We start from the raw sequence: 10715 nt of genomic DNA, 5'->3' as shown, positions 1-10715 counted from the left end.
CGGCATCGTGCCTCGGCGATGTCTCCGCCGGCGCAGTAAGCCGCGTGACATCGAGCGGCGGAGGACGAAAGGGGTACCGCGTGGTGGGTCCGCCGGGGCTCGAACCCGGGACCTCTCGATTAAAAGTCGCTTGCTCTACCGACTGAGCTACGGACCCTCACGCGGTGCGCGTCGGCCTAGGCACCGCGCGCGGCTTGGTCAACCGGGCATGGAGCTGGCGCAGCGTCCGCCCGCTCGCCGGGTCGCGCCAGCGCGGCGCCAGCGCGGCAGTGGGCGCCAGCACGAAGTCGCGCGCGCGATAGGCCGGGTGCGGGATCGTCAGCCGCGGCGAGCGCCAGCGCCCGCCCGACCACAGGATCACGTCGAGGTCGATCACGCGCGCGCCCCAGCGACGGCCACGACGCCGCCCGAAGGCGCGCTCGATCGCCTTGAGCCGCGCCAGCAGCGCCTCGGGCGGCTCGTCGCTCGCGATCAGCGCCGCGCTGTTGGCGAAGGTGCGGGTCGAGGGGCCGAGCGGCGCGCTCGCGCGGATCGGCGCCGCGGTGCCGCCGAGCAGCGCCAGCGCCGCCGCCACTTCCGCGCGCGGCGCGCCGTGGCGCCCGCGCCGGTTGCTGCCGACGCCGATCAGATAGCGTTGCGCGTCGCTTGTCCGCTCCATGCCGCTGCGCCTATCGCACCGCGATGGACTTGGCACCCTCTCCGCTCGCCGCGACCGAGCCGCCGCGCGACTGCCCGCGCTGTCCGCGCCTCGTCGCGCTGCGTGAGCGGCTGCGAGTCGAGCAGCCCGACTGGTGGAACGCGCCCGTGCCCGCGCTGGGCGACGCGGCGGCGTGGCTGGTGATCGTCGGGCTCGTGCCCGGCCGCAGCGGCGCCAACCGCACCGGCCGCGCCTTCACCGGCGACGCCGCGGGCGCGCTGCTGTTCGCGACGCTGGCGCGCCTCGGCCTCGCGAGCACCGATCCGGACGGCGACGCGCCGGGGCTGGCCGGCGCGCTGATCCTCAACGCGGTGCGCTGCCTGCCGCCCGAGAACAAGCCGACCCCCGAGGAGGCGCGGGCGTGCCGCCCGTATCTCGCCGCGGGGGCGGCGGCGCTGCCCGCGGCGCGCGTGTACGTCGCGCTGGGGCAGCTGGCGCACCAGTCGACGATCAAGGCGCTCGGCGGGCGGCTGCCGAAGGCGCGCTTCGCGCACGGCGCCGAGCACCGCCTGCCCGACGGGCGCGTGGTGATCGATAGCTATCATTGCTCGCGCTACAACCAGCAGACCGGGCGGCTGACCCCGGCGATGCTCGAGGCGGTGTTCGCGCGCGCGCTCGCGCTGCGCGGGGACTGAGCGCAGGCCCGTCGCGAGGGCAAGCCGTGTTCCCGCGGCCGCGAGACCCTCTGCGACCGTTCCGTTCACCCATCGCGCATCGCTCTCGCGGTGGAGTGGATCGCGGAACATGCCCGGGATGACGTCCCCAAAGGACGTCGCAGGCATCTCCCGCGCGGACGGCAGCACGGGCGCGGCTCAGCTCGGGTGCGCCTCCGTCTCCGCCTCGGCGCGCGCCTCGACGCGGCGTTCGATCGCGCCGCCCGCCGCCGCCATCGCCCAGCTCGCCAGCCGCTCGGAGAGCCAGCCGATCGCCGCGCCGGCGACGACGTCGCTGGCGTAATGCGCGCCGCGCGTCACCTGGAGCGCGCCCGCCGCTCCCGCGGCGAGCCGCGCCGGCACGGTCGCGCCGGGCAGTTCGTGGCGCACCGCCTCCGCGATCGCCACCGCCCCGGCGGTGTGGCCCGACGGGAACGCATTTCGCGTCGTGTCGTCGGTGCCATGGCCCTTCTCCACGATCGGGTGGTCGCCCGCTTTATTGGGGCGGACGCGGTCGACGCTCGCCTTCATCACCGTCTTGAGCCCGGTGGCGAGCAGGTGGCTGGTGACCATCCGCGCGCCGCTGCGCGCCATCGCCGGCCGGCGCAGCACCGCTCCGAGCGCGAGCGTGCCGAGCCCGAGCGCGAGCAGCGGCGGCTCGTCCGTCGCCTTGGCGAGCGGGGTGAGCGCGCGCACCGCGTTGCTGCCGGCGAGCGCGCGCACCGGTGCGAGCGCGTCATGCTCGCGCTTCGCCGCCTTCTTGACCGCCTTCTTCTTGCCCATCGCCGTTCCCGCTCCTGTTCGTCGCGGGCGCTAACGGTCTCGGCAGGGACCGGGTTGCGGTCCTCGCCGGCCATACAGAAGCCGTTTCCATGACGGATGGGCCCGCACCTCCATCCCGCGCGGAACCCGCGGCAGGTTGGTCCGGCTCCGTCATGCTCACCGTCGCGGAGGCGGCGCACCCCATCCGTCGCAGGTTCGACGTCAACGCCGCGGTGCCGCGCGGACCGCGGATGACCGCAGGCGCAGGCCCGCCCGGTGCGGGTCCGCACCAGCGGATCCTCGGACGGGCTCAGATGGCGGCAGATGGAGAGCGAGGGTTTCCCCTCCCGCACGCACTCCAGCGCGGCGGTAAAGGGCCGTGCGTCGTGGTGAACCAAGGGAGTTCCGCACGGCCCAGTATCGCCTCGCGGCGACGATCCAGCCATAATGGAGCAAGCCGCTCGAGTCAGACACATTGCAGACGTAATCGTGCCGAAGTGAGACTCACCCCTCGATCGCGTCGGTGAGCGCGGCGCGCGTGTCGGCGAGCGCGAGGTCGACCAGCCGGCGCATCGCCGCCGCCGCCTGGACGGTGTCGCCGTCGGCGATCGCGTCATACACCGCGGCATGCTCGGGGATCGGGTCGCGCGGCAGCGCGCGGTCGCGCTGCTTGAGCTGGGTGGTCCAGGCCACCGCCGCGGTGATCCCCGCCGACAGCGTCACCAGGGCGTCGTTGCGCGAGGCCGCCAGGATCGCGCCGTGGAAGTCGCGGTCGGCGGTCAGCCCCGCCTCGGTGGACAGCGTGTGCCGCCGCATCCGCCCCAGCGCGTCCTTGAGCGCCTTGAGATCCTCGCGGTCGCGGCGCTCGGCGGCGAAGGCGGCCGCGGCGGGCTCCACCACCGAGCGCAGCTCGAACAGGCTGCGCAGCAGCGCCATGTCGGGCTTGTCGGCGAAGGCCCAGGCGAGCACGTCGGGATCGAGCATGTTCCAGCGTCGCCGCGGCAGCACGCGCGTGCCGGTCTTGGGGCGGCTCTCCACCAGCCCCTTGGCGATCAGCCCCTGCACCGCCTCGCGATAGGCGCCGCGCGAGACGCCGTTGGTCTCGGCGAAGACGATCTCGCCAGGCAGCACGTCGCCCGGCGCATATTCGCCCGAGAGGATCGCGCGCCCCAGCATGTTGCCGATCGCGCCGCGCCAGCGCCGCCCGGTCGACTGCAGCGCGGCCTCCTGACCGGGTAGTTCGTTCACCGCTCTCTCCTCCGTCACGCCGCGGACAGTCGATACAGGCCCGCGCCGTGCGAGGCGAGCGTGCGCGCGAGCCGCCCGCTCGCGCTGCCGTCGTCGCGCCCCGACCACAGGTCGCGCACGCGCACGCGCACCGTGCCGGTGACGCCCAGCTCGCGCAGCGGCAGCGCCACCTCCTTCGCCTTGTCGGTGGTGTTGAACAGAGCGACATAATGGTCGCGGCTGCCCTCGGGCCGCGCCGACCAGATCCGCGTGCCGTCGGCGATGAAGTGCGGGCGGTTGTCGGTGCTGGCCTGGTTCACCGCCAGCACCTCGCGGTTGGTGAGCAGCGCCAGCGTCGCCGCGTCGAGGTGGCGCAGGTCGCCGCCCATGATCAGCGGCGAGCGCGCGATCGACCAGAGCGTCATCAGCGTGCGCTGCTCGTCGGGGGTGAATTTGGTGTCGCGCTTGCCCAGCGCGAGCCGGCCGAGCGGCAGCATGTCGGCGTCGGGCCAGGCGCCCGGGCGGCGCCACTGGTTCCAGTTCTCGAGCCGGGTGAACTGCGCCTCCAGCATTGCCCACTCGTCCCAGAAGTCGTCGCTGATCCGCCACATCTGCGCATACTCGCGGACGTGCGCGCCGCGTGCCACCGGCGTCTCGCCGGGCGAGAGGCTGAGCACGATCGGCCGACCGCAGCGCTGGATCGCACGATGCGCCGCCTCGATCTCGGGCGCGTGCGCGTCATAGGGGCGGCTCATGTCGTCCATCTTGACGAAGTCGACCCCCCAGGAAGCGTAGAGCGCGAAGATGCTGTCGTAATAGGCCTGTGCGCCGGGTTTGGTCATGTCGACGCCGTACATGTCGGGGTTCCACGGGCAGGTGCTCGAGATGTCGGCGACGTCGGCGGCGCGCAGCCTGGTGCCGAGCACGGGCAGGTTGCGCTTCACCGCCTCGCGCGGGATGCCGCGCATCACGTGGATGCCGAAGCGCATCCCCATCGCGTGCACCGCGGCGGCGAGCTGGGTGAAGCCCGAGCCATCCGCGCTCGACGGGAAGCGGTTGGGTGCGGGGATGACGCGGCCGTGCGCGTCGAGCGTCGGCGTGGCGACCTTGTTGTATTCGTAGCTGGTGGCGTTGGGCTCATACCATTGGATGTCGACGGTGAAGACGTCGTAGCCGAACGGCAGCAGCTTCTCGCGCATGATCGCCGCGGTCTCGCGCGCCTGCGCCTCGGTGATCGTGGTGGCGAAGCTGTTCCAGCTGTTCCACCCCATCGGCGGCCGCGGCGCGAGCGCCGCCCCGCTGCCGCGCGCGTCGGCCGCTGCCGGCGCCTGCTGCGCCGCCGCCGGCAGCGCGGTCACGGCGGCACTGCCGAGCCCCGCCGCCAGCATCGCGCGCCGGCTGAGTCGCACCTCGTCCATCATCCTCTCCTCCCGCTCGCGCGGCGGCTGGCCGGTGACCGGCTCCCTGCCCGCGATCTCGTGACCGAGCGTATCAATACTCAAACAATTGTCGAGAGGAGTCGCAAACGCATATCCTCCCCGCTCGGCGGGGGGGGGACCAGCCGAAGGCTGGTGGAGGGGGGCTTCCACGAGTGGTGCGCTCGCGGCACACTCCCTCCACCACCGGCCTGCGGCCGGCGGTCCCCCTCCCCGTGCCGGGGAGGATGTATCCGCCCATCGCTGCGCCGGGCACCTCGATGATCGTCCCGCCAAGAATCACCGATCCGGGTAACCCGTTCCGCTTGACACCCCACTACTCATACAAGATGATCAATCGGGCGAGGGCATAAGACCCCGCACTTCGGGAGAGGATCATGAGAGCTCGTCTGCTCGCGGGCGCGGCGCTGTTCGCCTGCGCCGCGTCGCCTGTGATGGCGCAATCGTCCAACGCCAACGCGGTCGCCCCCACCGGCACGCCGCAGGCGGACACCCCCGCCGAGCCGCAGGGCCCGTCCGAGACGCCGCCGGGCGCGGTGCCGCAGGACGGGGTCGAGGACATCGTCGTCACCGGCATTCGCAGCAGCCTGCGCTCCTCGCTCGCCACCAAGCGCAACGCCGAGAATATCGTCGATTCGATCACCGCCGAGGACACCGGCAAGTTCCCCGACACCAACATCGCCGACTCGCTCCAGCGCATCACCGGCGTGGCGATCGACCGCTCGGGCGGCGAGGGCCAGTTCATCACCGTCCGCGGCCTCGGCCCCGAGTTCAACACCGTGCTGGTCAACGGCCGCATCATGGCGACTGACAATCCCGGACGCGAATTCTCGTTCGACGTGTTGTCCTCGAACCTGATCCAGCGCGTCGACGTCTACAAGACCTCGCTGCCGCAGCTCCAGGAAGGCGGCATCGGCGCGACCGTCAACGTCGTCACCGCGCGGCCGCTCGACGGGCGCGCGGGCTTCCACGCCACGCTGGCGGCGGGCGGCATCTACGACTCGCTCGCCGACAAGGTCAGCCCGGACTTCTCGGGGATCGTCTCCTGGACCAACCCCGACAAGACCTTCGGCGCGTTGCTCTCGGCCTCCTACACCAACCGCAAGAGCCAGCTCGACTCGGCGCGCATCGGCGGCTGGATCCTCGGGTCACAGGGACTGATCGACGGCACCGCCAGCTCGACCGGCCTGACCACCGACGCGCTGGTCGACAGCCCGAACGACATCCACATCCCGCGCGAGTATAATTTCGATCGCGAGGAGGATAAGCGCGAGCGGATCAACGTGGCGGGCTCGATCCAGGGGCAGCTGACCGACCGGCTGCTGCTCACCGTCGACGGCATCTACTCGCAGTTCAACGTCTCGCAATACACGCGTCGCTACGGCGACTTCTTCACCGAGCGCTTCATCGGCGTCGAGACCGACGCGAACAACACGGTCACCGGTTTCAACCGTCCCGGTTCGGACTTCCTGGCCGCGAACCCCGGCCTGCTCGAGCCGGTGCCCGGCGTGTCGGACACGCGCGTGACGCGGCAGCAGAACGACAATATCGTCTGGACCAGCCAGCGCGAGACCGAGAGCTATCAGGTCGGCGCCAATCTCGCCTGGGACGTCTCCGACCAGCTCAAGCTCAAGCTCGACGCCTCCACCACCAGGGCGACGCAGCGCAACCCGTACAAGTTCGTCGTCGTCGGCTCGCTCGCGCAGACCTCGGTCCGGTTCGACCTCAACCCCGAGAACGACCTGCCGGGCCTCACCAACCTCGGCCCGATCACCGACGCCAGCCTGCTGCGCGCGCATTTCGCGCAGAACGACCTCACGCGCGTGAGCGACAAGGGCAGCGAGTTCCACGCCGACGGCGAGTGGAAGGCGGACCGCGGCATCCTGCAATCGCTGATGTTCGGCGCCTCCTACAACCAGCGCCGCAAGGTGCGCACCCGCTCGGACAATTCGGACACGGTCTGCACCTATTGCGGCTATGACATCCCGATCCCGTCCAACCTCGTCCAGCCCTATTCGCTCGGCAACTTCCTGCCCGGCGCCTCGGGCAGCGACGCCCTGCCGAAGGACTTCTTCACCTTCAACCAGGAGGACATCTTCGCCTTCCTGTCCGATCCCGCCAATCTGGTGCGCCCGCGCCAGGGGCGCACCGCGGAGGAGCAGGCGGCCGAGGCGGCGCGCGTCCAGGCGCTGGCGGGCGGCCCCTACGGCCGGCGCGACCGGCCGAACGCGCGGCTCGACGTCGAGGAGAAGGTGGTCGCGGCCTATCTCAACGCCAATTTCAAGGGCGACGACTGGTCGGGCAATGTCGGCGGCCGCTTCGTCAGCACGCGGCTGCGCTCGGCCGGTTTCGGGCAGCAGATCGTGCGCATCTTCGTCAACCCGGGCGACGACAATCTGAACTTCGTCTACACCGACCCGCAGGCGCTCAGCGTCCGCAACAGCTACACCGACTTCCTGCCCTCGGCGAACATCAAATATGCGATCACGCCGAAGATGCTCGCGCGCGCCGCGGTGTCGAAGACGGTGACCCGGCCGACGCTGACCTCGCTCGGCGTCGACAACAGCTATGGCGGACGGCTGACCAACGCGACGTCGAGCGGCGGCAACCCGGCGCTGCGCCCGTTCAAGTCGACCAACTATGACGTGTCGCTCGAATATTACATCACCGACGTGAGCTACGTCAGCGTCTCGGGCTTCTACAAGGCCTTCACCGATTTCCTCGAGAGCCAGACGCTGCCGGTGACGATCGCCGGCTTCGACTTCCTCGACACGCGCACGCGCAACGGCCAGAGCGGCTCGATCGCGGGCGTCGAGGTGGGGGGCCAGTATACGTTCGACCGGCTGCTGCCCGGCGCGCTGGGCGGCTTCGGCGTCGCGGGCAATTACACCTATGTGTCGAGCAACGTCGAGCGGGCCGAGGGCAGCGGTACCAACGCCAACAACTGCGGCTACAACGGGCTGTCGCCGCACTCCGCCAACGGCAGCCTGTTCTACGAGAAATACGGGCTCCAGGCGCGCGCCTCGTACAATTGGCGCTCGTCGTTCCTGCGCCAGTGTTTCGGCGCGGCGTCGCGGCCCGAGAACCGTGCTGCGTACGGCCAGCTCGACATGAGCGTCTCCTACGACGTCACGCCGGTGTTCCAGGTCTACGCGCAGGGGGTCAATCTCACCAACCAATATGTCCACGATTACTCGGTGATCGAGGACCGGCTGCTGATGCTGCAGAACACCGGCTCGCGCTACCTGTTCGGCGTGCGCGCCCGCTTCTGATCGCTAGATCCTCCCCGCTCGCGGGGAGGGGGACCAGCCGAAGGCTGGTGGAGGGGAGCTTCCGCAGGCGCGGCGCTGCGGGGCGAGCCCCCTCCACCACCGCGCTGGCGCGCGGCGGTCCCCCTCCCCGTGCCGCGGAGGAGTTTCTCACCCCCGCGTCTTGGTCACCGTCTTCTGTGCGCGCGCCTGCTTGGCATAGTGATGGTGCGCGACCGCGCAGCCGGCCGCCGCGCCGAGCACCGCATGGCCCTTGCCGACGAGATGCCCGGCCACGCCGCCCGCCGCGGCGCCGCGCACACAGCCCTTGGCGAGCGCGGGCGAGGCCGTGGCCAGCACCAGCGGGACCGCGAGGAGAGAGAGCATCCGCATGAGAACCTCCGTCGTTCAGTGATGCCCTGTCCTACGCGCCGCCGGCCGGGGTGTTGCGTTAAACTTCCGTCATGTCGCGACCATGGCCGCGCGCCAGCATGCGGATGAAGTAAGCGACGCTTTCCGGCGGCGGCACGCGGCGGCGTGACCGGCACCGCCGCATGGGGCTAGCCGTCTGTCGCGAGGCCGGGCGAGCTGAACCATGCTCCGGCGAACGCCCGAGCCTGGCGCCGCGAAGCGCGCCGCTGGGTGCTCTGGGCTCCTGCCTGCGCAGGAGCACGCCGGCACCAGCGCGCGCGGCTCGTCGTAGCGGCGCGCAGGAGGCTCGATCCGTTGACCTCTCGGTAAGGTTCGCGGCCTAGCTGGCGCTGCGGGGCACGGAGGCGCATTTGGCAATCTTGGACTCACTCGCCGGCTTCATCGACAATAACGGCCTGGCCGAGGCCTTCGCCGCCAAGGCGGAGGATCCCGCCAAGGCGCGTCGCCCGCTGCTCGACGGCATCCGCCGCGCGCGCGAGCAGTTCGCCGCCCGCGCGGGTGACGGCGCGCGTGTCGCCAGCCGCTGGTGGCAGCTGCAGAACGGCGTGGTCGCGCTCACCGTCAAGATCGGCGGCGACGTGCTGCCGCTCAACGGCGCCGCCACCAACCACCTGCCCGAGGGCGTCTTCGCCGCCTTCCTCGACGCGCTCGAGCAGGCGGTCGAGGCGGGCGAGCTCGACGAGGCGCTGCGCGCGCGCCAGGCCGAGCGCGCGCGGCCGGCGCGCGGCGCGGAGCCGGCGCAGCGCCAGCGCGTCCCCGGCCGCCACCCCAGCAACGACCGCGAGGACTGGGACAGCCTCACCTGGGCAGAGCGGCAGAAGGTCAGCGCCTTCTACCGCGAGGGCCGCAACCCCGACGGCAGCGTCATCGCCACCGCCGGCTACAAGCCCGACGCGCCGATCGCGGGCTGAGCAGCGCGCTGAGCACCGGGCGGCATCATATAGTCGCGCGTGAGCGGCAACGCCTCGCGCCGGCGGGTGAGCTGGATCTGATAGTTGAGGTGCCCGTCGTGGCGGAAGGCGACCAGCGCGCCCGCGAGATAGAAGCGCCACATGCGATAGAAGCGCGCGTCGTACAGCGTCTCGATCGCGTCGCGCGCGGCCTCGACGCGCGCCAGCCATCGGTCGATCGTCAGCGCATAATGCAGCCGCAGCGTCTCGACGTCGGTCACCCATAGCCGCGCGTCCTCGATCGCGGGGGTAATCTGGCTGAGCGCGGGGACGTAGCCGCCGGGGAAGATGTAGCGCGCGAGCCAGCGGTCGGTCGCGGCGGGGCCGTCGGCGCGGCCGATGGTGTGGAGCAGCATCACCCCGTCGTCGGCGAGCAGCGCGCGGCAGTGGCGGAAGAAGGCGCGATAGTGCGGCGGGCCGACATGCTCGAACATGCCGACCGACACGATCCGGTCGAACGTCCCGCGCACGTCGCGATAGTCGAGCAGCTCGAAGCGGACATGGTCCGCCACCCCGGCCTCCTCCGCGCGCCGCCGCGCCACCGCGACCTGCTGCTCGGAGAGCGTGATCCCCAGTACCTCGACCCCGGCGACGCGGTGCAGGTGGAGTGCCAGGCCACCCCAGCCGCAGCCGATGTCGAGTACGCGATCGCCCGGGCGCAGCGCGAGCTTGTCGGTGATGTGGCGCAGCTTGGCCGCCTGCGCCTGCTCCAGCGTGGCGTCGGGCGCGTCGAAATAGGCGCAGCTGTAGTGCAGGTCGGGATCGAGGAAGAGCGCGTACAGCTCGGTCGAGAGGTCGTAATGGTGCGCGACGTTGCGGCGCGCCCGGCGACGCCAGTTGATCCCGGTGAGCCAGGCGCTGCGCCGCCACGGCCGCCACCAGCGCAGGTCGGCGGCGGCGTCGTCGTCCCAGTGGGTGTTGCGCCCGATCAGGTCGAGGAACCCGCTGATGTCGTCGCCGTCGATCTGCATGCGCCCGTCGACATAGGCTTCGCCCAGCGCCAGCGCCGGGTCCAGCGCGGCGCGGCGAGGCGTCGCCTGATCGCGGAAGCGGATCGTCGCGTCGGGCGCGGCGGGCGCGGGCTCGCCGAAGCGGTGCGTGCGCCCGGCGGCGTCGACCACCACGAGCACGCCGCGCCGGATCAGCCGGCGCAGCAGGAAAGCGAGCAGCCGCATCGCCGCAGGCTAGCCGAGACGCGGCGCGCTGCCAACGTGGCGCGCGGGTTGACAGCGCGCGCCGGTGGTGGCTGATTGGGCGCCATGGGGGCTGCGACCTCCCCATGAGGCGTCAGCCGAAGGTTCGCGTCCAGC

9 protein-coding genes and 1 tRNA gene are annotated in these 10715 nt (G+C 71.6%); 3 read left to right on the top strand and 7 right to left on the bottom strand.

Annotated features, from left to right (window positions below; genetic code table 11):
* Window positions 1-81 precede the first annotated feature (81 nt).
* Both FHY03_RS04000 and folK read right to left on the bottom strand, forming a co-directional pair.
* Window positions 82-157: transfer RNA gene (locus tag FHY03_RS04000), tRNA-Lys, on the bottom strand.
* Complete coding sequence (folK, locus tag FHY03_RS03995; protein WP_183928861.1) at window positions 158-658, bottom strand: 2-amino-4-hydroxy-6-hydroxymethyldihydropteridine diphosphokinase; 501 nt, start codon at window positions 656-658, stop codon at window positions 158-160.
* A gap of 23 nt (window positions 659-681) precedes the next feature.
* Between folK and FHY03_RS03990 the strand changes: the two genes are divergently transcribed.
* The gene (locus tag FHY03_RS03990; protein WP_183928859.1) at window positions 682-1332 is read left to right on the top strand and encodes a uracil-DNA glycosylase; all 651 of its coding nucleotides are present in this window, start codon (window positions 682-684) and stop codon (window positions 1330-1332) included.
* A gap of 177 nt (window positions 1333-1509) precedes the next feature.
* Here the strand turns inward: FHY03_RS03990 and FHY03_RS03985 are convergent, their stop codons facing one another.
* The 3 genes from FHY03_RS03985 to FHY03_RS03975 form a co-directional block, all read right to left on the bottom strand.
* Window positions 1510-2133, bottom strand: coding sequence for a phosphatase PAP2 family protein (locus FHY03_RS03985; RefSeq protein ID WP_183928857.1), 624 nt, complete (start codon window positions 2131-2133; stop codon window positions 1510-1512).
* Between the two features lie 483 nt (window positions 2134-2616).
* Window positions 2617-3288 carry a FadR/GntR family transcriptional regulator gene (locus FHY03_RS03980; RefSeq protein WP_183922056.1) on the bottom strand — a complete coding sequence of 224 codons (672 nt, stop codon included), beginning with the start codon at window positions 3286-3288 and terminating at the stop codon, window positions 2617-2619.
* Between the two features lie 86 nt (window positions 3289-3374).
* The gene (locus tag FHY03_RS03975; RefSeq protein ID WP_183928855.1) at window positions 3375-4757 is read right to left on the bottom strand and encodes a glycoside hydrolase family 27 protein; all 1383 of its coding nucleotides are present in this window, start codon (window positions 4755-4757) and stop codon (window positions 3375-3377) included.
* A gap of 395 nt (window positions 4758-5152) precedes the next feature.
* Between FHY03_RS03975 and FHY03_RS03970 the strand changes: the two genes are divergently transcribed.
* The gene (locus FHY03_RS03970) at window positions 5153-8047 is read left to right on the top strand and encodes a TonB-dependent receptor (RefSeq protein ID WP_183928853.1); all 2895 of its coding nucleotides are present in this window, start codon (window positions 5153-5155) and stop codon (window positions 8045-8047) included.
* A gap of 147 nt (window positions 8048-8194) precedes the next feature.
* Here FHY03_RS03970 and FHY03_RS03965 read toward each other — a convergent pair whose 3' ends face one another.
* Complete coding sequence (locus tag FHY03_RS03965) at window positions 8195-8416, bottom strand: hypothetical protein (RefSeq protein ID WP_183921946.1); 222 nt, start codon at window positions 8414-8416, stop codon at window positions 8195-8197.
* Between the two features lie 389 nt (window positions 8417-8805).
* Between FHY03_RS03965 and FHY03_RS03960 the strand changes: the two genes are divergently transcribed.
* Window positions 8806-9366, top strand: coding sequence for a hypothetical protein (locus FHY03_RS03960; RefSeq protein ID WP_183921945.1), 561 nt, complete (start codon window positions 8806-8808; stop codon window positions 9364-9366).
* Here FHY03_RS03960 and FHY03_RS03955 read toward each other — a convergent pair.
* Window positions 9336-10580, bottom strand: a complete 1245-nt coding sequence (locus FHY03_RS03955; protein WP_183928851.1) for a cyclopropane-fatty-acyl-phospholipid synthase family protein — start codon at window positions 10578-10580, stop codon at window positions 9336-9338. The two genes, FHY03_RS03960 and FHY03_RS03955, sit on opposite strands and share 31 nt — an antisense overlap.
* Window positions 10581-10715: the final 135 nt, after the last annotated feature.

The sequence above is a fragment of the Sphingomonas sp. BK345 genome (assembly GCF_014193845.1).
Lineage (GTDB): Bacteria > Pseudomonadota > Alphaproteobacteria > Sphingomonadales > Sphingomonadaceae > Sphingomonas.
This window is presented reverse-complemented; position numbering and strand designations above follow the sequence as displayed.